Annotated in this window: 31 protein-coding genes and 3 tRNA genes; 31 read left to right on the top strand and 3 right to left on the bottom strand. The window is 41.9% G+C overall.

Going from position 1 to position 21,462, the window contains the following annotated elements; translation table 11 throughout:
* Nucleotides 1–7 precede the first annotated feature (7 nt).
* From DWW70_RS14380 to DWW70_RS14340, 9 genes are all read left to right on the top strand, one after another.
* Nucleotides 8–81: transfer RNA gene (locus tag DWW70_RS14380), tRNA-Asp, on the top strand.
* Nucleotides 82–113: 32 nt separating this feature from the next.
* A tRNA-Val gene (locus DWW70_RS14375) sits at nucleotides 114–186 on the top strand.
* Between the two features lie 30 nt (nucleotides 187–216).
* A tRNA-Leu gene (locus DWW70_RS14370) sits at nucleotides 217–302 on the top strand.
* Between the two features lie 403 nt (nucleotides 303–705).
* A complete protein-coding gene (locus tag DWW70_RS14365) occupies nucleotides 706–2,088 on the top strand; it encodes an amidohydrolase family protein (protein ID WP_118650110.1) in 1,383 nt (460 codons plus the stop codon).
* Between the two features lie 46 nt (nucleotides 2,089–2,134).
* The gene (locus DWW70_RS14360; RefSeq protein ID WP_118650109.1) at nucleotides 2,135–3,472 is read left to right on the top strand and encodes a uracil-xanthine permease family protein; all 1,338 of its coding nucleotides are present in this window, start codon (nucleotides 2,135–2,137) and stop codon (nucleotides 3,470–3,472) included.
* A 188-nt stretch (nucleotides 3,473–3,660) separates the two neighbouring features.
* Nucleotides 3,661–5,844 carry a TerD family protein gene (locus DWW70_RS14355; RefSeq protein ID WP_118650108.1) on the top strand — a complete coding sequence of 728 codons (2,184 nt, stop codon included), beginning with the start codon at nucleotides 3,661–3,663 and terminating at the stop codon, nucleotides 5,842–5,844.
* 249 nt (nucleotides 5,845–6,093) lie between these two features.
* Entirely contained in the window at nucleotides 6,094–6,426 is a 333-nt protein-coding gene (locus tag DWW70_RS14345; protein WP_330423977.1) for a 4Fe-4S dicluster domain-containing protein, read from the top strand.
* Nucleotides 6,392–6,631, top strand: coding sequence for a hypothetical protein (locus DWW70_RS15290; protein WP_242992581.1), 240 nt, complete (start codon nucleotides 6,392–6,394; stop codon nucleotides 6,629–6,631). The genes DWW70_RS14345 and DWW70_RS15290 overlap by 35 nt, the downstream gene beginning before the upstream one ends.
* Nucleotides 6,610–7,236, top strand: coding sequence for a hypothetical protein (locus DWW70_RS14340; protein WP_243017738.1), 627 nt, complete (start codon nucleotides 6,610–6,612; stop codon nucleotides 7,234–7,236). The genes DWW70_RS15290 and DWW70_RS14340 overlap by 22 nt, the downstream gene beginning before the upstream one ends.
* Nucleotides 7,237–7,504: 268 nt before the next feature.
* Here DWW70_RS14340 and murI read toward each other — a convergent pair whose 3' ends face one another.
* A complete protein-coding gene (gene murI, locus DWW70_RS14335) occupies nucleotides 7,505–8,272 on the bottom strand; it encodes a glutamate racemase (RefSeq protein ID WP_117548518.1) in 768 nt (255 codons plus the stop codon).
* Nucleotides 8,273–8,491: 219 nt separating this feature from the next.
* Here murI and DWW70_RS14330 point away from each other — a divergent pair, with 219 nt between their 5' ends.
* From DWW70_RS14330 to DWW70_RS14255, 16 genes are all read left to right on the top strand, one after another.
* Entirely contained in the window at nucleotides 8,492–8,995 is a 504-nt protein-coding gene (locus tag DWW70_RS14330; protein WP_117548519.1) for an HD domain-containing protein, read from the top strand.
* An 80-nt stretch (nucleotides 8,996–9,075) separates the two neighbouring features.
* Nucleotides 9,076–9,903, top strand: a complete 828-nt coding sequence (locus DWW70_RS14325) for a zinc ribbon domain-containing protein (RefSeq protein WP_022216199.1) — start codon at nucleotides 9,076–9,078, stop codon at nucleotides 9,901–9,903.
* 30 nt (nucleotides 9,904–9,933) lie between these two features.
* Entirely contained in the window at nucleotides 9,934–10,728 is a 795-nt protein-coding gene (locus tag DWW70_RS14320) for an enhanced serine sensitivity protein SseB (RefSeq protein WP_015533482.1), read from the top strand.
* A gap of 14 nt (nucleotides 10,729–10,742) precedes the next feature.
* The gene (locus DWW70_RS14315) at nucleotides 10,743–11,219 is read left to right on the top strand and encodes a COG2426 family protein (RefSeq protein WP_022216200.1); all 477 of its coding nucleotides are present in this window, start codon (nucleotides 10,743–10,745) and stop codon (nucleotides 11,217–11,219) included.
* 38 nt (nucleotides 11,220–11,257) lie between these two features.
* Entirely contained in the window at nucleotides 11,258–11,500 is a 243-nt protein-coding gene (locus DWW70_RS14310) for a hypothetical protein (RefSeq protein ID WP_055280684.1), read from the top strand.
* 134 nt (nucleotides 11,501–11,634) lie between these two features.
* On the top strand, nucleotides 11,635–11,784 hold the full coding sequence (rpmG, locus tag DWW70_RS14305) for a 50S ribosomal protein L33 (RefSeq protein ID WP_004849439.1): 150 nt from the start codon (nucleotides 11,635–11,637) through the stop codon (nucleotides 11,782–11,784).
* Nucleotides 11,785–11,811: 27 nt separating this feature from the next.
* The gene (gene secE / locus DWW70_RS14300; protein WP_015533480.1) at nucleotides 11,812–12,024 is read left to right on the top strand and encodes a preprotein translocase subunit SecE; all 213 of its coding nucleotides are present in this window, start codon (nucleotides 11,812–11,814) and stop codon (nucleotides 12,022–12,024) included.
* A gap of 15 nt (nucleotides 12,025–12,039) precedes the next feature.
* Nucleotides 12,040–12,567 (top strand): transcription termination/antitermination protein NusG, encoded by a 528-nt coding sequence (gene nusG, locus DWW70_RS14295; RefSeq protein ID WP_015533479.1) that lies wholly within the window; start codon nucleotides 12,040–12,042, stop codon nucleotides 12,565–12,567.
* A 43-nt stretch (nucleotides 12,568–12,610) separates the two neighbouring features.
* On the top strand, nucleotides 12,611–13,036 hold the full coding sequence (gene rplK / locus DWW70_RS14290; RefSeq protein WP_015533478.1) for a 50S ribosomal protein L11: 426 nt from the start codon (nucleotides 12,611–12,613) through the stop codon (nucleotides 13,034–13,036).
* Nucleotides 13,037–13,091: 55 nt separating this feature from the next.
* Nucleotides 13,092–13,784, top strand: coding sequence for a 50S ribosomal protein L1 (rplA, locus tag DWW70_RS14285; RefSeq protein ID WP_015533477.1), 693 nt, complete (start codon nucleotides 13,092–13,094; stop codon nucleotides 13,782–13,784).
* A gap of 206 nt (nucleotides 13,785–13,990) precedes the next feature.
* Nucleotides 13,991–14,287 carry a hypothetical protein gene (locus DWW70_RS14280; protein WP_015533476.1) on the top strand — a complete coding sequence of 99 codons (297 nt, stop codon included), beginning with the start codon at nucleotides 13,991–13,993 and terminating at the stop codon, nucleotides 14,285–14,287.
* Between the two features lie 29 nt (nucleotides 14,288–14,316).
* Entirely contained in the window at nucleotides 14,317–14,640 is a 324-nt protein-coding gene (locus DWW70_RS14275; protein WP_055273941.1) for a hypothetical protein, read from the top strand.
* Nucleotides 14,641–14,680: 40 nt separating this feature from the next.
* Nucleotides 14,681–16,027 (top strand): hypothetical protein, encoded by a 1,347-nt coding sequence (locus DWW70_RS14270; protein ID WP_055273944.1) that lies wholly within the window; start codon nucleotides 14,681–14,683, stop codon nucleotides 16,025–16,027.
* 3 nt (nucleotides 16,028–16,030) lie between these two features.
* The gene (locus tag DWW70_RS14265) at nucleotides 16,031–17,281 is read left to right on the top strand and encodes a hypothetical protein (protein WP_118650107.1); all 1,251 of its coding nucleotides are present in this window, start codon (nucleotides 16,031–16,033) and stop codon (nucleotides 17,279–17,281) included.
* Nucleotides 17,282–17,287: 6 nt separating this feature from the next.
* Nucleotides 17,288–17,560 carry a hypothetical protein gene (locus DWW70_RS14260; protein WP_147360154.1) on the top strand — a complete coding sequence of 91 codons (273 nt, stop codon included), beginning with the start codon at nucleotides 17,288–17,290 and terminating at the stop codon, nucleotides 17,558–17,560.
* A gap of 33 nt (nucleotides 17,561–17,593) precedes the next feature.
* The gene (locus DWW70_RS14255; RefSeq protein ID WP_118650105.1) at nucleotides 17,594–18,118 is read left to right on the top strand and encodes a hypothetical protein; all 525 of its coding nucleotides are present in this window, start codon (nucleotides 17,594–17,596) and stop codon (nucleotides 18,116–18,118) included.
* Between the two features lie 80 nt (nucleotides 18,119–18,198).
* Here the strand turns inward: DWW70_RS14255 and DWW70_RS14250 are convergent, their stop codons facing one another.
* Together DWW70_RS14250 and DWW70_RS14245 are read right to left on the bottom strand one after the other, a co-directional pair.
* Entirely contained in the window at nucleotides 18,199–18,672 is a 474-nt protein-coding gene (locus DWW70_RS14250; protein WP_055280679.1) for a hypothetical protein, read from the bottom strand.
* Nucleotides 18,673–18,674: 2 nt separating this feature from the next.
* The gene (locus DWW70_RS14245) at nucleotides 18,675–19,214 is read right to left on the bottom strand and encodes a DUF6120 family protein (RefSeq protein WP_118650104.1); all 540 of its coding nucleotides are present in this window, start codon (nucleotides 19,212–19,214) and stop codon (nucleotides 18,675–18,677) included.
* Between the two features lie 225 nt (nucleotides 19,215–19,439).
* On the opposite strand from DWW70_RS14245, the gene DWW70_RS14240 reads away from it, so the two are divergent.
* The 6 genes from DWW70_RS14240 to DWW70_RS14215 are packed head-to-tail and all read left to right on the top strand — an operon-like array spanning nucleotide 19,440 to nucleotide 21,352.
* Nucleotides 19,440–19,730 carry a WXG100 family type VII secretion target gene (locus DWW70_RS14240; protein WP_022216716.1) on the top strand — a complete coding sequence of 97 codons (291 nt, stop codon included), beginning with the start codon at nucleotides 19,440–19,442 and terminating at the stop codon, nucleotides 19,728–19,730.
* 24 nt (nucleotides 19,731–19,754) lie between these two features.
* The gene (locus tag DWW70_RS14235) at nucleotides 19,755–20,072 is read left to right on the top strand and encodes a hypothetical protein (RefSeq protein WP_117875491.1); all 318 of its coding nucleotides are present in this window, start codon (nucleotides 19,755–19,757) and stop codon (nucleotides 20,070–20,072) included.
* A 14-nt stretch (nucleotides 20,073–20,086) separates the two neighbouring features.
* The gene (locus DWW70_RS14230) at nucleotides 20,087–20,359 is read left to right on the top strand and encodes a WXG100 family type VII secretion target (protein WP_055273954.1); all 273 of its coding nucleotides are present in this window, start codon (nucleotides 20,087–20,089) and stop codon (nucleotides 20,357–20,359) included.
* A gap of 18 nt (nucleotides 20,360–20,377) precedes the next feature.
* Nucleotides 20,378–20,677, top strand: a complete 300-nt coding sequence (locus DWW70_RS14225) for a WXG100 family type VII secretion target (RefSeq protein ID WP_015533472.1) — start codon at nucleotides 20,378–20,380, stop codon at nucleotides 20,675–20,677.
* A gap of 18 nt (nucleotides 20,678–20,695) precedes the next feature.
* Nucleotides 20,696–21,013 (top strand): WXG100 family type VII secretion target, encoded by a 318-nt coding sequence (locus DWW70_RS14220; protein ID WP_015533471.1) that lies wholly within the window; start codon nucleotides 20,696–20,698, stop codon nucleotides 21,011–21,013.
* 60 nt (nucleotides 21,014–21,073) lie between these two features.
* A complete protein-coding gene (locus tag DWW70_RS14215) occupies nucleotides 21,074–21,352 on the top strand; it encodes a DUF4176 domain-containing protein (protein WP_022216712.1) in 279 nt (92 codons plus the stop codon).
* The last annotated feature ends 110 nt before the right edge of the window (nucleotides 21,353–21,462 follow it).

Below are 21,462 nucleotides of genomic sequence, written 5' to 3'. Positions count from 1 at the left end.
TGAATATGGCCTGGTGGCTCAGCTGGTTAGAGCGCCGCCCTGTCACGGCGGAGGTCGTGGGTTCGAACCCCATCCGGGTCGCTGTATTCACAATAGAATACTTTTTAACAAATGGGATCTTAGCTCAGCTGGGAGAGCATCTGCCTTACAAGCAGAGGGTCATAGGTTCGAGCCCTATAGGTCCCATTTTCTAAACCTTTTAATAAGGTGCAGAATGCCGGCGTGGCGGAACTGGCAGACGCACAGGACTTAAAATCCTGCGGGACTAACCTCCCGTACCGGTTCGATTCCGGTCGCCGGCATTAAATTAAAAGCCTGAAACCTAAGGAAAATCAAGGGGTTCAGGCTTTTTTCTTTACCTTAAAATATTAAGCAAAAATGGCATAAACATAAGATATTAAGGTAAAGTCCTTTAAAAAAATAAAAATATAACAACAGAGGTTATGAGTATTGACCATTTGACGGGATAGTGCTAAGATACGAGCCATCAGGAACCAAAAGTTTTATCTGTTTTCCTTAACACCAAAACAGATAGCTGTATGGTTCTTTTTTTGTTTATACCGCGGAAAATGAAAATGTAATACAGAAGATTTAGAACAGGACAAAGGAGTCTTTTCAAAAGTAGTTTGTGTGGAACATTTTAACACACACTGCCGGGGAAGGACTCCTTTTTTAGTGGATATTCAAAGTCAGGAGGAATGAGCTATGAAGAGTTATGATCTGATAATCAAAAATGCGCAGATACACACAATGGATGAGGACAGAAAAGTGTATGCGAAGGGAATCATAGGAATAGAGGGAGAGAAGATAACTCTGATAAAGGAAATGAATGAGCTGACACCGGAGGAGCTTCAGGAATGTGAGGGCGCCGGACGTGTGATAGATGCCGAGGGCAAGGTGGTATTTCCGGGATTTATAGATACACATATACATATATTCCAGTCTTTCCTGAAAGGTCTTGGAGCTGATCACAGATTGATAGAGTGGTTGAATCTTTCAGCACTCCCATATGGACAGTATATGACACCACATCAGCATGAGCTGGCAGCACAGCTTGCATGTATGGAGGCAATAAAGAGTGGATGTACGACCATGAGTGAGTTCTTCTACACCAATCAGGATTCTGAACTGGCTCATTCCTGTATAGATGGAATGGTATCAACTGGTATCCGTAGTGTATTTATCAGAACATTTCAGGATACCGGAGAGGAATACGGAATGCCGAAGTGCTTCCTTGAGCCTGCTGGCAAGGCCATGAAGGAAGTCGATGCACTGAAGAAAGCTTATAAAGAAAATGATATGCTTTCGATCTGGACAGGTCCGGATGTCACTTGGTCAACCACAAAGGAAGGCTATCAGGAGATGCTTGAGTATTGTCTTAGCGAGAATGTTAGGTATTCAATGCACATCAAAGAGACCGAGGTCGACAATGAGATGTGCGGAAGATATTACGGCAAGGATATAGTGGATATGCTTGAGGAGATAGGATTCCTGACAGACAAATTCCTGGCAGTCCACTGTGTAAACCTCACACCTCATGACATAGAGAGATTTGCAAAATATGGAGTGTCGATAAGCCACAATCCAGCACCTAATCTCTATCTTGGTTCAGGAATACCACCTATTCCAGAGAGCCTTGCAGCCGGGGTAAATGTATCTATAGGAACAGATGGTGCGGCGTCCAACAACAGCACGGATATGCTGGAGAGCATGAAGCTGGCGGCTCTCATACAGAAGGGAATACACAGAGATGCGGCAGTCATCAGCGCAGACGATATCATACACATGGTGACGGCTGGGGGAGCAAAGGCAATAGGCATGGCTGACAAGCTGGGAACATTGGAGTCCGGCAAGAATGCGGACTTAATAATATTTGACCCTAATCATTTGAAGTCTGCACCTATGCATGATGCAAAGGCGACTGTCGTATATGCGTCATCCGAGGAAAATATCGATACAACGATAGTAAATGGAAAGGTTGTATATCAGGGAGGAAAGTTCACTTGTGGCATAGATGAGCGAAGTCTGATAGATGAAATAAACAGCGAGCTTGTGGTTCTCAGAAAGCAGCTTGCAGATAAATTATAGAATGGAAATTCGGATTATATAACAGCAGATAAGGAGGCGCATTTATATGGAAGATAAGAAGATAGTAGAAAATGACAGCCAGCTCATAGTTGGCGTAAATGAGAAGATAAGCTGTGGCAAGGCGGCATTTCTCGGAATGCAGCATGTATTGTCAATGGATCTGTATATCATGCCATTGATACTTGGAGCGGCGATAGGACTTGCCGGAGGAGAGTTATCATTTTTCCTTCAGATGAGTTTCTTTGCATGTGGAATTGCAACTATATTGCAGGCGGGATTCTTCATGAAGTACCCTATCATACAGGGTCCATCATATGTACCGCTTGGAGCTCTGTGTACGATAGGCGCGACCATGGGAGTCAGTGCAATGATAGGAAGTCTGATCCCCGGAGCGATCATGATCATATTGCTGGGTATATTCAAGGGATTCTCAAAATTTGTGAGAAAGGCAATACCTCCATTTATCGGTGGTATCATCATACTTATAGTTGGAATATCACTGACACCTACAGCGGCCAAAGGGATCGCAAGCTCAGATGGAAACTTAAGTGCAAATGTAGCATCAGGTCTTACTGCTGCAGGAGTGCTCATCGTATGTATGATACTTCAGTACAAGCTTAAGCATAACAGGATACTTCACATGGTATCAGTAATACTTGCACTGGTTGCCGGAACCGTGGTTGCTGCAGCAATGGGAGCTGCGGACTTCAGCTCTGTACACGATGCAGCATGGTTCGAGCTTCCGGAGTTTTTCCACTTTGGACTTCCAAAGTTTGAGATCAAGTCCTGTATACTCATGATGTTCATTTACCTTATCGTACTTCTCGATACAACAGGAACATGGGTGACGATCAGTGCCATCACAGGCGAGGATCTCAGCGATAAGAGAATAGATCGCGCTACTATTGGTGAGGGCGTTGGATGTCTTGTCGGTTCACTGTTCGGAGGAACACCGATGACAGGATATTCGTCAAATGCCGGAGTACTTGCGATAACAAAGGTTGGAAGCCGTATGGCGATCATTGCGGGTGGTATGATACTCATGGTGCTCGGCGTATGTCCAAAGCTTATGACCGTCATATCATGTATACCGACACCTGTCGTAAATGGTGTATTTGCGGTTGTATGTATCCTGCTCATATCAAATGGAATCAAGATCATACAGAGTGAGCCTCTTGATGAGAGATCATCACTTATCGTTGGAATCTCAGTCGTGGCTGCTGTGGCAACTATAGTCATTCCTACAGATGTGATGAACGCAATGCCTCAGTTCCTGAACTACTTCATGTCATCAGGTACTGCAGTTGGTGCAACCATAGCGGTGGTGCTCCAGCTCTGCCTTCCCAGAAAGAAAAAGGTTGTGAAGGTCGCGCTTGAGGGATAGCCCACTGCGTGACTTCTAAACTAGCGGTTCATTGATTTGACGATCATGGTTTGATATATTGGGTTCATAAGTTATTGAGGCCCTGAATACAGGATCATAAGAGGCTATGGTGGTGGTTCCTTCTTAATTGGGATGATAAATGTAAAAGCTTACCGCCACCGGTTTCCTCATTAATAGGGAGAAATGTTATGAACGAGATATTGCTCAGGCGTAAGAACAAAGTGATACTTGGCATTGGTACTGCAAAGGTGGCAAATGACCGTTGCATAACGACCATTATGAAGAACATCGAAGAACTTGGATATACATTTTCCAGGGAGGTGTTTGACGTTCTCAGAACATACAGCGTCAATGAACTGACAGAATTTTATCTTGAACTCAAAGCTGCGCTTATGAAGCTGAAAGGTGCAAATGTTGTGTATATGCCTATGTATGCCGATTTCCCTAAGGGCGTTATGGATGCACATTTTTCTGAGTTGTATATAAATGCGATGGTGCATTACTGGTCGGATGGTATCCTGTATCCAAAGAATCACAGAAAGCGTGTAAATGACAGACTGCCACTTTTTGATGAGACGAAGGTCAAAGTTCTGCAGCTTGGAAGTGAGGCTGATGTGAGACAGATATTTGACAATATCTGTACGTCGAGAACATCCATATCAAGAACTGACAGGGAGGATATAGCATATTTATTCGAGACTGAGAATATGAAGCTGCCTGATAACATACCACACAAGGAGAATGCTGCGTACATCTCTGCGCTCTATCTGCAGAAGAATCCTCTGGCAAGAGTCAGCGGGCTCAGAAAGTATATAAAGACAGCAACTGATGTGCTGAGACTCGTCACAGCAATGAGCGATGGTGATGTGAGCCTTGCGGAGAATACGAGATATAAGAGTTTTACCCGCAGACAGAGAAGGATGATCATGGAGCTTCTGTCGGGATGTCCGAATATAGAGGGGGACATGCTGAGATATAAGGAGAGATGGATCAGGATTGGAGAGAGGATCCATCCTTCTGAGTTTGACTGCAGCAGATACACTCTGGAGTATGACAGGGCGATAAATGCATTTGACAAGCTGAGAAATAACAGGAAGATAGAGACATTTGCGGGAAAGGTTGAGTTTGACCTTGCTTACGGTGAGTATGAAAGTGCGCTTGCAGAACTGGTGAAGAGACCGGGTGAACTGGCAAGGCGACTGGACCAACTGCTCAGAGTGGCACATAAAGAGTCTGTTATAAGGAGCTTTGCGTCTGTGGCGGAGAAGGTGTCGACACCGGTGCTGCTTCAGGTGAGAGAGCATTTCCTGCACAGAGCTGAGCAGGCGGATGTAAGAGTGTTCTTCCCAAAGGGGAGTCTTGCAAAGTGCCACAGCGAGCGAAACAATCTGCCAGATATAGATGAGAAATACTGTCAGGAAGTTATTCGGATCTGCGAAAATGCGCTTGTGAAGATATATGGACAGAGGGAGCCTATGGGTAAGGTGTACCTGTCTGAGGACTACAGGAATTATGTGGTACCATTCAGCCAGAGAAGCGCCAGCAAGGCGATGAAGACCATAGTCAGGGGTTCAAGACTTCCTATGGATTCGCAGACAAATGCTGTGAGGGCATTTATATGGTGGACGAATATGGACAAATGTGATTTGGAGTCGTATGACGATGGAAGAGTCGACATAGACCTGTCGGCGGCTATATTTGACGAGAACTGGAACTACATGGAGCATGTGTCATATACCAATCTGAAATCTGCAAAATATAAGGCATGCCATTCGGGCGACATTGTAAATGGCGGCCCGGTGGACGGCGATGGTGTCAGTGAGTTCCTTGATGTGGACGTGGATTCCGTTGTGAGATGTGGGGCAAGGTATGTGGTGTACCAGGTGTACAGCTTTACCTGTCAGACCTATGCGGATATGCCTCACGCAATGTTTGGATGGATGGAGAGAGCTGATGTGGATTCGGGCGAGATATATGAGCCAAAGACGGTGGAACAGAAGCTTGATCTGACGGCGGACAGCATGGTGTGCATTCCTGTCATATTTGACTGTGTGAAGAGGGAGTTCATCTGGTGTGACATGAATATGTCGCTCAGTGGCATCCATGCGAATATCGGTGGTAATAATCTGGAGAGCAATCTATCTGGAGTTGCGGCGGTATGCTATTCCATGGTGAATGTGAAGAAACCAGATCTCTATGATCTTATCGCGCTCAATGTCATGGGCAGAGGAGTGCTGGTGGACAACAGGGAGGATGCTGACATTGTGTTTGACACTGAGTTGTATCTGAATAATGACACAGTGGAGAATGAGCGTGATAAAATGGTGATAACCCCATACGACACGGAGCTGTTCATGGGTGAGTATCTGTAGATACAATTTTTAGAGAATAGAGTAAGCAGTGGCAGCAGTTCCCTTGTCTTGGTCAGGTCACCTCTGTATGTCATGGAGAGGTATCGTCCTGCTGGAAGTACATAGTTGCAGTCCGAGTTCTCAAGGTATGGTGCGAAGAAGAATACGTTCTTGGTACGGTAATACTTGGACTTTGGATTGCTCCCGGGGATGTCAAGGGTATAGCAGTCGCAAGCACCTATTGTGTCAATCCTGGTGTTGTGGCTCTGCATGTATTTGACCACATACATTCCGTGCAACCCATGTCAGGATGCGTGCCCGAAGGGATGTATAAGCATAGGCGCAAATATTACATCACTTCCAACGGTGACGGAGAATCCATGTATAGGATGTGGTATGTGTGTTGCAAGCTGTTCAGGACAGGCGATATTCCTGGTGGACGAGGATACCGGGGATGGCTATGGAACGGTTACACTTCCGTATGAATTCTTGCCTATTCCTGAGAAAGGAACAAAGGGAGTGGCACTTGGCCGTGATGGACATGAGGTGTGCGAGGCGGAGGTCGTAAATGTCAGGAGTGCTTCATCCTGGAAGATGCGTTGATGTGATGGAAGAGACAATGGGACTCATGGAGGATGGGGATTTCCTCATGGGCGGCCCGTATAATGATGCCCATGGACTTATGTTATATTTCCCTAAGAAGTCGCCTATAGAGAATTTTCCTGTCAATAATGCAAGAGACAGAAGATTCATTGCTATGCCTGCAGATCAAGTCTCAGAGCCATCATGTCACAGAGATTTGACATAGACACCATCAAGATAAAGGGCAGCTCACCGACATCGGCAAATGCGATTAAGATGAAAGAGTACATAGAGGAAAATTATCCTCAGGTAAAAAATATAGTTCTGTGCAAGGATATGGAGGAGGCACTTAAGGATGCCGACATCATAACTGAGGCAGTCTCATGCAAGGAGGGCGAGTGGCCAGAGTACAAGCGAGAGTGGCTCAAGCCCGGAGCGCTGGTCATCTCTACAAGTACCTTCAATATGGAGCATAAGAGCATTGTTGACTTGAAAAAAGTCATAGACAACTACGGAATGTACGAGAATTATGCAGAGGAAGATAATGTTGGATATGATGCGGAGGACAACAGACTCCACACAGGCTGCATGGGAGAGGACTTCGTATACATGGTGCAGGATGGATTGATAGAGAGGGATTCCCTTACTACATTCGGGGAGATAATCCGTGGCAAGAAGCCCGGCCGTGAATCTGACGACGAGATCATCCTCGTATCCATAGAGGGCATGCCGACAGAGGACGTCGCCTGGGCATATGAATGTTACACCTATGCCCTTGTCCATGATATCGGCACGAAACTCAAAGTCTGGGATCGCCCATATGCATTTTGACGGACGGTTACAGTCATATTTACCCAAATAAAGTCCATGTAGGTACATGTTCAATCACGTTCTACATCTGTCACTTCAACAGTTTCTATATGCATGCGGCTCTGCACGCGATAAGAGCGTTTGCGTGCGACGCCTTAGCACAGAAACTGCCGAAGTTCGGATGTATTCACTACCGATTGCCCATGTACCTACATGGACTTATATTTTTAGGTAAATATGCCTGTAACCTGTTATGCATTTTGAGTGATTGTGGCATAGATATATATTTTCACGCTTCAAACAATTGGTGACAAAGTTTAATGGTTTCAGGGTTTGTGCTGCTGCTGTAGAACTCCACAGTGCCCTTCTCTATGGAAGGCGTGAGAAGCTCAGCGATGCGCAGTCTCCTCTGAAGCTCCAGGGCGGTGCCGTGGGCTCCATTGAAGATCTTCACGTCAGGTCCGGCTATGCGCTGTATAACCTTCTCCACAAATGGATAATGAGTGCAACCGAGAACGATGGCATCCACATGCTTCTCCAGAGATGGGGCGAGCAGTCCTTTCAGAAATTCTGTGATCTCCTCACCGTCGAATATTCCTCTCTCAACATAATCTGCAAGCCCCGGACATGGAACCGGGTAAATATCGGACTCCTTTGAATAATGTTTCATGAGTTCATGAAATTTAGGCAGTGCCAGTGTGGCAGGGGTGGCCATGACAGCTACCTTGTCGTGCTCCTTCCACAGAACCGCAGGCTTCAGAGCCGGTTCAATACCGATGATCGGTATGGAAGGATACTGCTGTCTCAGTGTCGAGGCTGCAACACTTGTGGCGGTGTTGCAGGCGATGACAATCGCCTTCACATCCTTTGCGAGAAGAAAATTGGTACACTGCTCCGATCTCTCAAGAATAGCCTCTCTGGTCTTTGTTCCGTAAGGTGCGTGTGCCGAATCGCCAAAATATATATAATTTTCACAGGGCATGAGCTCCACGATGTCGCGGAGAACGCTTATTCCGCCTAGCCCTGAGTCGAATACTCCAATTGAACGTGTGTCCATAATAAAATCTCCAATGTTTTGTATCACTTGTATTGATAGTTTATCTCTAACCCAAAATTATACTATTATAGTCAATAAAAAACAACTTACGGAAGTATATATTATAGAAGTAACAGAAAATCCGGGCGTAAGGAAGATTAAATGTTTATAAACTGTATAGACTATTCACAAATAGTGGTGTTAGAATGATACGAGTCACAAAGAAAGGCGGATGATGACATGGCACGAGATTTGGTTTCTATAGTAAAAGAGAAAATGATTGAATACTATGCCGGGGATTCCAGACGGGTACATCACTTCCTGAAGGTTCATTCATTTGCGAAGCTGATAGCTGAGATGGAGGGCATGGAGCCCGACGAGATGCAGGTCCTGGAGATCGCAGCACTTGCCCACGATATAGGCATAAAGAACGCAGAACTGAAATATGGATATAATAATGGCAAGCTACAGGAACAGGAGGGACCTCCTGAGGCAAGACGGCTGCTCAGAGAGGCAGGTGCAGAAGATGCCGCAGTGGAGAGGGCATGTTATCTGGTGGCACATCACCACACCTACAGGAATATAGACGGTCTGGATTATCAGATACTGGTGGAGGCCGATTTCCTCGTCAACATGTATGAGGATAAGGCGGACGCAGATACTATAAGGACGGCATACGATAATATATTTGCCACGGAATCCGGCAAAATGCTGTGCAGACAGCTCTTTTCGCTGGAATATTGAAAAAAAGATGAATTATGTTATACTTAACAGGTCAGAGATGGTGACAGTGTAGATGCCACTGTCAGATTTGGAGGAGAAAGATGAAGCTTTATATATCAAAGTTACTGTCTACAGCTTTGCCAATAGTAGGAGTGCTGTGTATATTTGGATTTGCATTTGCAGGAAATATAAGCATGGGCTGGATTCTGTTCGTAGTGCTTGCGCTTATATCAGGCATTATAAACACCATATTCTTCAGATGTCCGCACTGCGGCAAATCAATACCGGCAAACTGTACGGTCAACCAGAAGTATTGTCCTCTGTGTGGAGAGGATCTCGGTATGAAGCCTTCAAGAATAAGCTACTACGGAAAATGCCGCAAGAATAAGAACGGAGTTATGAGAGGTTATTCCACAGTTGGACCTATGGTATTCATAGTAAGCCTGCTCATATTGTTCCTCATTGTGGTGGCTGTATTTGGAGTGGACAGTCTCAATAAAGGTATGGGAAGGATTGCAGTCATACTTGCATTCTGTGTGAGCGCTATACTTGCGATATTCTGCAGGATAGCGGTATCATCGGCGGTGAAGATGGATGACAAGGCGATATATTTCAGTAAGATACCATTTATGTGGAGAAAATACGAGATAGATGATATAGTAGAGAATGAGCGCGTTGTAGAGCCGTTCTATCACGTGAACAGAGGATACATATTTGCAACCTCAAAGGGAATGGTGGCTATACCGATGGCATCATATGCAGGTGGCCAGGAGTTCTTTACGGAATTTACCTCAAGGATAGGCCAGAGCATGCCGGATGTGAGACCGGATCTTGTGTTGTCCAAGAGATCAGATCAGGCAAAGGCTGATGAAGAGCACTATGAGGAAGCGGTGAAGCTTTACAACGAGCATTACGGTGAGAAGAGATAATACACAATTAATTAATGAAAGGATAACGAGATGGACGTAAAAGACATTGGAAAAAAGATTGAGAACGTGGAGCTTGTTGAGGCTATGCACGCAGTTAGAGAAAATGAGAACAAGGATACACTTAAGCAGCTCTTTGAGTCAGTGGTTCATGCAGTATTTATAGTTCCTGCAAAGTTTGACCAGGAGCCAAAGCCTGATGAGAATGGAAAGGTTACATTCCAGGACGGAGTGAAGATCAACTTCTCACTTTTGACAAATGAGCAGGGAGACAAGGTACTTCCATGCTTCACAGATTATGAGTCGATGGCTTCATCACAGTTTAACGATGGCTTCCAGAGGATCATACTTCCATATAAGCAGCTTGAGGATCTTGTGTTCAATTCAAATGGAAACATAAGCGGAATAGCTATGAATCCTTTCACTGAGAACTGCTTTATATCAGGAGAGTTTATCCGTCAGTACAGAGAGCGCTCACGTACAGGACTTGTACAGAGCAAGATCAAGCCAGGCGCAACAGTCAAGCTCAGAACACCAAAGTATCAGCCGATACAGATGCTTGATGCTGCAAGAGAGTATCTGGCAGACAAAGAGAATGTTGACAGAGCGTATATACAGATGATGGAGGAGCAGGGACAGGAGGATAAGTATCTTGTTGCTCTTGAGGTAAACGGAGACGAGAAGCCTGTATTTGCCGGACTCATACCTCTTATGAAGCCTCATTCATTTGGCATCGAGGTGGCACTGGTCAGAGCAGACAACATGCTTGGTAAGAAAGTGACAGAGGTGACAGAGCCGTTCTATGTTAGAGCCGGACTTGAAAATTAAATGAGAGGATCGTTATGTTAAAAAAATATCTGACTATATTTCTTATATCCATGGTACCAATACTTGAGCTTCGAGGCGCCATACCGTATTCGGTGGGCTTTGGACTTCCGAGTATACCGTCATTTATAGTGTGCGTCATAGGCAATATGATACCGGTTCCATTTATATACTGGTTTGCAAGACGTGTGCTTGAGTGGGGAAAAGACAAGAGATTCATAGGCAAATTCTTCACATGGTGTCTTGTGAAGGGAGAGCACGGCGGACAGAAGCTCATGGCAAAGTCCGGCACTGGAGTGTATATCGCACTTCTGCTGTTCGTGGGAATACCACTTCCGGGAACCGGGGCGTGGACAGGAACACTGGCAGCCAGCTTCCTTGAGCTTGACTGGAAGAAAAGCGTTATCATGGTCATGCTGGGAGTGATCATGGCAGGAGTGATCATGTACCTTGGAAGTATAGGATTGTTCGGAGCGATAGGTCTTTTGAAATAATACTGATATAAGTAAGATTTACAGAGAGGTTGATAAATATGGCATTTAATCCGGGAATGATGTTTAAGATCAAAGGAGCCTGGGAGCGGTTCGTCCAGAATCATCCAAAGTTCCCTATGTTCCTCAGAGCAGCCGCTGCCACAGGAATAAAGGAAGGCTATATAATAGAAGTGAAGATCACAGATACAGAGGGCAAGACCATTTGTACCAATGTGAAGCTCACAGATTCCGACATGGATCTCATAGATGTCATAAAAGACATGAGTACAAACGGAAGATAGACGGACAGGATCAAATATACTAGAAATTATATAAAAGACTTCTTGACTTGCATAGGTCGATTGTGTTATTGTAGACTTTGCGATGAAAGAGGTCTTTTTTTTGTGCCTTAAAATAACAATGGAGGTAAGTGGAAATGCGCGTTAAAATAACATTGGCATGTCAGGATTGTAAACAGCGTAATTACAATATGACAAAGGATAAGAAAACGCATCCAGACAGAATGGAAACAAAGAAGTACTGTAGATTCTGCAAGGCTCATACAGTACACAAGGAGACAAAATAGTCTGAACCAGTAAGGAGGAATAGAGTTATGTCTAAATCTAGTAAAGAAGAAAAGTCAAATACTCTCAAGAGAAGCTGGTTTCAGGAATTAAAGGGAGAGTTCAGAAAGATTACATGGCTTGACAAGAGCTCCCTTGCAAGACAGTCATTTGCGGTAGTTGTTTCCTCAGTCGTACTCGGCTGTATCATAGCTATCGTAGATTGGTTGATCCAGATTGGTTTGAATTTCATAGTTGGGTAAAGGATGGTGAAGAATATGTCAGAGGCAGAGAATGCAAGATGGTATGTTGTTCATACCTACTCAGGATATGAAAACAAAGTAAAGGCTGATATTGAGAAAACAAAAGAAAACAGAAATTTACAAGACCAGATTTTAGAGGTAGTCGTTCCGGTTGAAGATGCCACAGAGATTAAGAATGGTAAGCCAAAGTCGATCGAGAGAAAGATACTTCCTGGTTACGTTCTCATCAACATGATCATGAACGATGTTACATGGTATGTTGTACGTAATACCAGAGGAGTTACAGGATTTGTTGGATCAGATCCAAGAAAGCCTGTACCACTCACTGATGAGGAGCTGAGCAATCTGTATCAGACCTCAGAGGAGGTTGTCATCGATGTTGAAGTGGGAGACTCAATAACGGTTACTTCAGGTGCCTGGGAAGGCACAGTAGCAACAATTAAGGCAATTAATACTGCAAAACAGACCGTAGCCATCGAAGTAGAAATGTTTGGTCGTGTGAATACTGTTGATATTGCGTTTGCTGATATCAAGAAGTTGTAATTATCAAGTGGATTGTACCACAGTATTTTGGAGGAATGCTAAAATGGCAAAGAAAGTAGAAGGATACATCAAATTACAGATACCTGCAGGAAAGGCAACTCCTGCACCACCTGTTGGACCAGCTCTTGGTCAGCACGGTGTAAATATCGTTGCTTTCACAAAGGAATTCAATGCAAGAACAGCTAATGAGGGTGACATGATCATTCCTGTTGTTATCACAGTATACCAGGATAAGAGCTTCAGCTTCATTACAAAGACTCCACCTGCATCACTTCTTATCAAGAAGGCATGTAACATCAAGTCAGGTTCTGCAAACTCAAAGAAGACTAAGGTTGCAACAATTTCTAAGGCTAAGGTTCAGGAGATCGCTGAACTTAAGATGAAGGATCTGAACGCTGCAAGCCTTGAGTCAGCTATGAGCATGATCGCTGGAACAGCTCGTTCAATGGGCGTTACAGTTGAAGAGTAATACAGATATTTAGTGGGAGGGTCGCTCCCGATATGACCACAGGAGGTTTATAATAATGATAAAGAGTAAGAAATATGTAGATGCAAGCAAGCTCTATGATAAGACCGCTGCTTACGAGGCAACTGAGGCAGTTGCTTTAGTTAAGAAGATGGCTTCAGCTAAGTTTGATGAGACAGTAGAGGCACACCTCAGACTCGGTGTTGATGGACGTCACGCTGATCAGCAGGTTCGTGGTGCCGTAGTTCTTCCACACGGAACAGGTAAGACTGTTAAGGTTCTCGTATTTGCTAAGGGTGCAAAGGTTGACGAGGCTCTTGCAGCAGGCGCTGATTACGCTGGTGGAGACGAGCTCGTGCCAAAGATCCAGAACGAGGGATGGTTAGACTTCGACGTTGTTGTTGCAACACCTGACATGATGGGCGTTGTAGGACGTCTTGGTCGTGTACTTGGACCAAAGGGTCTCATGCCAAACCCTAAGGCTGGAACAGTTACTATGGATGTAGCTAAGGCTATCTCAGATATCAAAGCTGGTAAGATAGAGTACAGACTTGACAAAGCCAACATTATCCATGTGCCAGTGGGAAAAGTTTCTTTCACAGAGGAACAGTTAAACGAGAATTTCCAGACTTTAATAAATGCTATTGTTAAGGCAAAGCCAGCTGCTGCTAAGGGTCAGTACCTTAAGAGCGTTGTAATTGCTTCAACAATGGGCCCTGGTGTAAAGATTAACACAACAAGCTACGTATAAAAGCCGGTTGACCTGAACATCAGTCACACAAAAGCCCCACACCACTATGAGATATCTTCAGGATATTGCGTAGGGTGTGGGGCTTTTTGTATGCAAAAAACGATGACAATAAATACTGATCAACATAAAATAGATTATCTAAATACATATTGACAACTATATCCAAAAGTAAGATACTGTATATAACATAAATGGAGAGGATGAGTATGGCGACAAAAATAAATATTAATACAAAACAGTTACATGCGGATATAAAGGCGTTGAAGGACGATATTGATGCGAGTATGCGCGAAAGACTTGTTATTCAGTGTGGATATGAAGAACTTGCGTCACAGTGGAGCGGGCCGGCCGCAAAAACTTATGATGAAGGATTTCGAAATGCTATGACCAATATGAAGGCTTTATATAGTGATCTTAAGGATAAGATAGATGGCGTTTATGACATGTGTAAATTGTTTGAGAAGTGTGAAGCTTCTGTATTGGATAGGATTCAGGAACTCTGATCGAGCAAAATTCAGGAAGGAATGGTTATGTGAAAAGCGATACAGAAATAATAGTGGTGCCATTAAGGCAAATGTTGCTATTTGAAAAACTATTTGCGCAGAACTATGCGGATATGCTTGTGCGATTTGGAAGTATTATAGAAACGTGCAACAAAATAAATGGTTATTGGGAAAGTGATGGATGGACAGAGATTTATGAAGATATGGCAGACAAATCAGATCGTATGAATGAGATCGTAGACGATATGACTAATTACTATAAGGATATTGTAAATATTACAGAAAGCTATGATGCTGTGGAAGCAATTAATGTGGATATTGGAGAATCTTTGTCGGGAGACGTAATTAACTAAAAGGAATATTGGGTTAAAAAGTAATATTAAGGGGTAAATGATGGACGGCACTGGTATAGAACTATATGTACATCTTGAGAAGCTGGAGGACGAAGTAGAACAATTTAATAACGTCAGTAAAAACTTTGGGGATTACATAGATATGTATAAAAGGCAGATGGATATTATACGATACAGCAAAATGGCAGATGAGTTATATGACATGCCAGCACTTATAAGAACTTATGATGAGTTTGTGGAAGAAGCTGATCGGTTGAACAAGTTTTCAAAAGCTTTGCAAGATATATACAAAGAGTATAAGACGTGTAATGATACATATACTCAGATGGGTATAGATCTTGGAAATCAATATGCAATTACCCCGTGGACAAAGACAAATGAAGGAAAGATAGTCATTGGAACGAGCATAATAGTGGGATTGCTGGTGATTGCTATTGTAGCACCAGAGGTTACTGCTGCAGCGATGTCTACTGGCACAATGACAAGTACAACAGCAGCAACTATGATAGAGACAGTAACGGCAGACATGGCGTGGGGTTCTCTAACAACATCTATGATGAATGCAGAGTATTCATGTTATATGGCATGCAAAAATGGAGAAAATCCTGCGGATGCCTTTGCTGATGCATATATGTGGGGTGCTTTGGAAGGTGGAGCCACTGGATTACTGGAAGGTTTTGGGGAGACGTTGGCTATAGTGAAAAGTGCAAAGACGATGACTAATACTGCAGCTTTTTTACAGCAATATAAAATAACCGGTTATGTAAATGGCGTTAACTTCGCAGTAATGGCGGGGAATTCGGCTTTGTCGACATCCATATATTGCGCCCAAGAGAAATCACATTGTAGAAACGTTTCGTTGGAGGATGCCGCAATTCAATATAAAGAGAATTTTACATATAATTTAGCGATAGATACTGCTGTTGGAATTGGCGAGAAATTTGTTGACGTAAAAAGAACAAAAAGTATAGAAAAAAATAAGGCAATGGAAGGAGAAAAGCGCAAGGTTGGAAAGCTTTCGACAAAAGAGAAAACTGTCCGGAAAATTACAAGTAAAAATGAAGGTTACAGTCAAAATCAGGCTTTTTTAAATGGAGAAAAATCAACGCGTAATGCTCAAGGAAGTATAAGTCCGACATTGTATAAGGATGGAAGTTGTATTGATGTCAGAAGTTATAATATTCAAAATGAAAGTGGAAGGGCAATGCTTATCAAAGATGTCACGACAAGAAGCCAGAAAATGAAAGCAAATTTGCCCACAGGAACAAAGCAGACAATAGTTATTGATGCAAGAGGACGGAGTATATCAAATAGAGATTTAAAAGATCTATACATGAAAGCAAAGTGTGCATTAGATAGCGATGTTGAAATTAAATTTATTAGGTAAGAAATGATTAGAGAAGATACAAATAAAAATATTATTGAAAGATTTCCAAGCATGGAGAGTGATCTCAAATTGCATGCGATTCCCCAACTTAATAAAAATAAAGAAGATATATGGACAGCTATAAAAACATTAGCATTTTATGCGGTTTTGGGCGTGTATGCGTATTATAAATATATGGAGATGACAGGTGAACCGCATACAAGCCCTTCCGTTACAAGATATACGCTTATGCTTCTGGGGGCTGTACCAGTAGGAATAGTGATTGTTCTTGTGGTCTTATATGATAGTATTCGTGATTATTTACGAAATAGACCCTCAAGAAAGAAAATAAAAAAAATAAGAGAGAACTATTTGGAGGATGTTAGCAAGCAGATAATTTCTTATAGAGAAGCCGCTTTAGAATGGATGAACAAACGGTTTGTGCCGGCAGAGGATCTGATAAGAAGAATTATGAGGGGAGAGAAAAAGATTCGTAATCAGGGAGATGTAATGCTTACATATAGACTAGGAACAGGTGATCTGGATATATCAGAGCATATCTTACTTCCCAATATGGTAAATACACCACAGAATATTAAGTTAAAGAGAACTTGTAAAAAACTCAAAGAAGAATACGGAATAATACATGATATCCCAAAAGCTATAAGTCTGGACGAGGTGGGATTACTTGGTGTAGTAGGACAAGGTGACAAGAGGAAGGCATACGATATAGTTAGGGCATTGTCTACGCAGATTTTGGTAAGTGAAGTGCCAGAGAATCTTAAGGTTGCATTTGTGTATGATAGTGTTCATAGTAAGGGGTGGAATAAATATGAGTCGTTTACGAGAACTCAGATGGAGACGGGCATTAGTCTTGTAGCAGGCACTCCTGAAAAAAGAGGAAAAGTATTAGACATGCTGGCACAGGCAATCGAGGAAAGAAAGGCTTTGAATGGAGTCGGCGTAGAAAATATGAAACCGCGGTACATAGTGTTTGTAGATGATATGGCTTTATTGGAAAATCATAGAATTGTGGAAGCACTGCGTGATGATCTGTGTGTCTGTGCATTTACATTTATTTTGGTGGAGGATTGTATAGAGAAGCTTCCGGGAAATGTTGAATATGCACTTGTTGATTCATCGGAATTTTCAGGAGTCTATTCTATGTCAGATGGTTCATGTATGCCGGTGGTATTTGATAAATTATCAGAGCAAAAATTTGATAAATATATAAAGTACATGAAGAGTGAAAATAAAAACATTGCGGGGAGGTGATTTGTGTTGGAAAAAATAACAGATTATGAGTATGCTCAAATAGAATCCGCTATAAATGGTATATTGGGAATCCGAAATAATATAAGTCAATATATTCTAGATAGTTTATTTCAATCGGCAGAAAGCTTTAACAAGAATTGGAAGGGCGAAGCGGAGACCTTATTCGTAGGTAAACTTGAGCTGCTATACAATGCAATTAGTGACACAAATACCGCAGCATATAATATGGCAATGAGTATGAGTGAGCAGGCATCCGAAATTTATAAAAAACAAAATTAGAAATAATTTAACGGAAAAGGGAGAGTTAATGCAATGGCAGATACAAAGAAATATGGCTGGAATGTACAGATAGATGGTGTTCAATATCTGGTGGAGTACATGAAAGGAAGTATATTTATTAATGGTGGGGAGGCTTTCAAGCTCAGATCACTGGAGAGAACAGGCACCTTAAGAAAAGATAAACAGTTGAGCTATACAGTCCCGTTAGCAGGAAAAGAACTGAATCTGGTTATAAGCGCAGTGAGTGGTATCAGTCTCATTATGGATGGAATGGATCTGGGAACATATCCAGATGGTGCAGGAGCTAATCAAAAAGCTCCTGCCTGGATAGTAGTATTTTATGTATTATATTTTATAGAATATTGGGGAATAATGGGTGGTGCCATAGGAGGCTTGCTGCTCGGAACTGCGGCAGTCGTGACGTTTATGGTTGCTAAAAGTGAGAAGCTTTCTACGGGCGTGAAGTTGGTAATATGCATAGCATTATACGTTGTTGCTACTGCGTTGGAGCTGGTTATAAGATCTGCATTAGTAGGGGTGTCTGGCCGGTACAGATAAAATAAAGCCACATACCATATGAAAAATCTGTAAGATATTTCGTGTGGTATGTGGCCTTGTTCTTTATCTTGTATAACTAACTAGGAAATGGTTCCGTTAGCTGAACATGATATAGTAACTGATTTAGTAACTGTCTGAAGCAGTACGCCTTTTGAGGAGTACTTTTTCCCAACTGTACTAGCAGTTGCTTTGTTGCCAGATCTTGAACAAGAAGGTGTGGCTACCTTCCAGTATGAGCTATTAGAAGTTGCTACAGCTTTAGCGGATGTGCATGTGCTGGAAGAACCTGTATAACGGAATGTTGCTGCAATCTGAAGACTCCAGAGAACGTTTCCGTTAGAATCATTGCAGTATATAGTTTTGGAAGCACTTTTGGTTTTTGTGGCTCTACTCAGAGATGGCTGAGATGGCATTTCCTCGATAACTTCCACAAATGTAAGAGAGTCATCGCTCGTATCTTCTTCTGCGGCCTTAACAGTTGGAACGTTTATTGTAGACAAACAGATGAAGATCATACAACATATAGCTAATAATCTACGTAATTTTTTATTCATATTTATTCCTCCGTATCAGTATTATTGTTATTATCATTATTCTGAGTTTCCGAGCTATTATTTAATTGTGCGTCTTCAGCAGAATCTATCCGTGATTTATCAGATAAATCATCTGGCGTTACACCCTCTTGAATGACAATATTAGTTGATGCAATATCACTACGTCTGGATATCTGCCATTCCTTATACAACATAACTGATATACATATTGCAAAACCCAGTATAACAGAAAGCGCGGTAATGAAAATATATTTCCCATATTTATTTCCGTTCATGTTGTGGCATATAGTATCTGTGCCTAAATATTCAATATATGTATTGGCACAATCCTTGGGACTTCCAAACTTTTTAGACAGATGTGATACTGTGATCAACTCGCCTTCAAAACTTACTGCGTAATCATACATAGAACTACGCAGCATCTTTAAATATCTCTTTTCCCCCTTTCTGTATATTGGAAACTCTTTTTTAATAGCTTTAATATACTTATCTACAGTTTTTTCGTTTTTTTCATATGCTGAGTTGGCTGAGTTGGTGTTCATTTTCATTCTCCTTTTAATACAATTTCAATATGAACTAATATTATTTTATACTAAAATATCAGAAAATCAATAATGCTTTTGACATTAATAAACAAATTTTGTCAAAATGTGGCTGTTAGTTACAAAAATATAAACAAATAAATTTAGAAAAACAAAACCATTGTTGACAAAACGGTTTAAAAGATGTAATACTAAAAATACAAAATAATTGAATGGAGAAAGATTATGTCGGATAAGATAAATGTCGATACAAGGAAGCTGCACACAGATCTTGTGATTATACAGGACTGTCTGGATCAAAGCACAATTGACAGACGAAACATCCAGAATGATTATCAAGATCTTATTAAAGAATGGAAAGGCCCTGCAGCAGACTCATTTAATACAAAATTTGAGAACAGCGATAGTAAAGTTAAATCCATGTATGAGGATCTTCAAAAGAAAGTGGACTCATTGCTTGATGTATGCAATACGTTTGAGACTTGTGAAAAAAATGTAATTGCTCTGATTGGCTAGGGTGCTTAATAACGGAGGGAAAGTATGTATGTTGAGACGGTGAAAGTACCGATAAATAAACTTGAAACATTTCATGATACCTTGATCAAGGGGGCAACAGATCTGGGAAATCAGTATGATACGATCATATCAACCTGTGGCAAGATACAGGAATATTGGGAGAGTGAAGGCTGGGCAGATATTTATTCTGATCTTGTATCGAAGATGGATACTATGCAGGCATTTATGGAGGATATGTATTCGTATGGTGATACATTGGGTGAAGTTATAGGAAACTACATCACTGCTGAAGTTGTGAATGGGGATATGACCTCATCGTTACCAGATAACATAATTCACTGAAGGGATGTAAGCACATGGAAAAAAAGATTAGTGATTTGGAATATTCAGAAATAGCAGCGGCTATAAATGGCTACTTGAATTCAGAAGCAAGTATAAAGCAGTATGTTTTATCTGATTTGGGAAGTGAAGTCGAGACTATAAGAAAAAACTGGAAAGGGGATGCAAGTGACAAATATATTGGAAAACTCGAAAGTGTATACAATGACATATCCAATACATGTACAGCACTTGAAAATTTAGGCGTGGGTATGAGCCGGGAGGCTTCAAATATATACCAAAATCAATAATAGAAGGAAGGATCAAGTATGGGAGCATTTTCAGTAACATCGTCAGAGATGACGAAAAGAACAACAGAGCTTCGCTCGAAAAATCAGTCTCTTAAGAAGCAGATAACCAAGCTCAGAGACAGTAAGGAGGCTCTGAACAGTACATGGGATGGTAGCGCGAAAAAAGCTTTCAGCTCTGCAGTTGAGAGTGATGTTTCACAGATGACAAATTTTAGTAATCTGATAGAACAGTATTGTTCAGCGCTGGACAATATAATAGCTAATTATGAAACTACAGAAGCCACAAATGCAAATACAGTGGCTCAGAGAAAGTATTAAAGGGAGGAAAATACAGATATGTCAGATATGAATTTGAAAGTCACCCCGGCGGAACTGGAGGCTAAGGCTGCTGATTTTAAATCAGTTATGACTCAGACGAAATCGTTGACAGATGATATGATGAATGATGTCACTGGACTTTCATCATCATGGACAGGAGATGCGTCTGCATCGTATATAAACAAATTTAGAAAACTGCAGACGGATATGGATACCATGGGCCGAATGATTAATGAACATGTAAATAATCTTACAGAACTTGCTAAAGAATATACGACAACAGAGAAAAAGAATGCAGCGGCAACGGAATCGCTTGCAGCAAATATTATTTCGTAGGAAAGAAGTGCCATCTCTGATAGCTATCAGAGATGGCATTTTGAGATTGAGGAGGTTATTATGATTGAATTTAAGAAATATCTGCCGATCGGTTCGGTTGTGTTATTAAAGAACGCAAATAAAAGGTTGATGATATATGGAAGATTGCAGAAGGCAGAGGATTCAGATAGCGTAAGGGATTATATAGGATGCCTGTATCCAGAGGGAAATATATCTACAAAACAGACGTATATGTTTGATCATGACCAGATAGAACGGGTATATTTTGTTGGATTTCAGGACCCGGAAGAGTTTGAATTTGTTGACAAATACCTGAATGAGGGAAATAATGGAAAATAGAGGAGTGCTTTTGTATGTAGACCTTGGCAGGCTTGAAGATGAACCATACAGGCTGTCAAAGATATATATGATACACTTGGACAGTATATTGATGATATCAGACGTCAGAG

Origin of the sequence: Coprococcus sp. AF16-5 (genome assembly GCF_003479365.1) — a bacterium.
Classification (GTDB): domain Bacteria; phylum Bacillota; class Clostridia; order Lachnospirales; family Lachnospiraceae; genus Coprococcus; species Coprococcus aceti.
The sequence above is the reverse complement of the archived record's forward strand: the minus strand, read 5'-3'. Positions and strand labels throughout refer to the sequence as shown.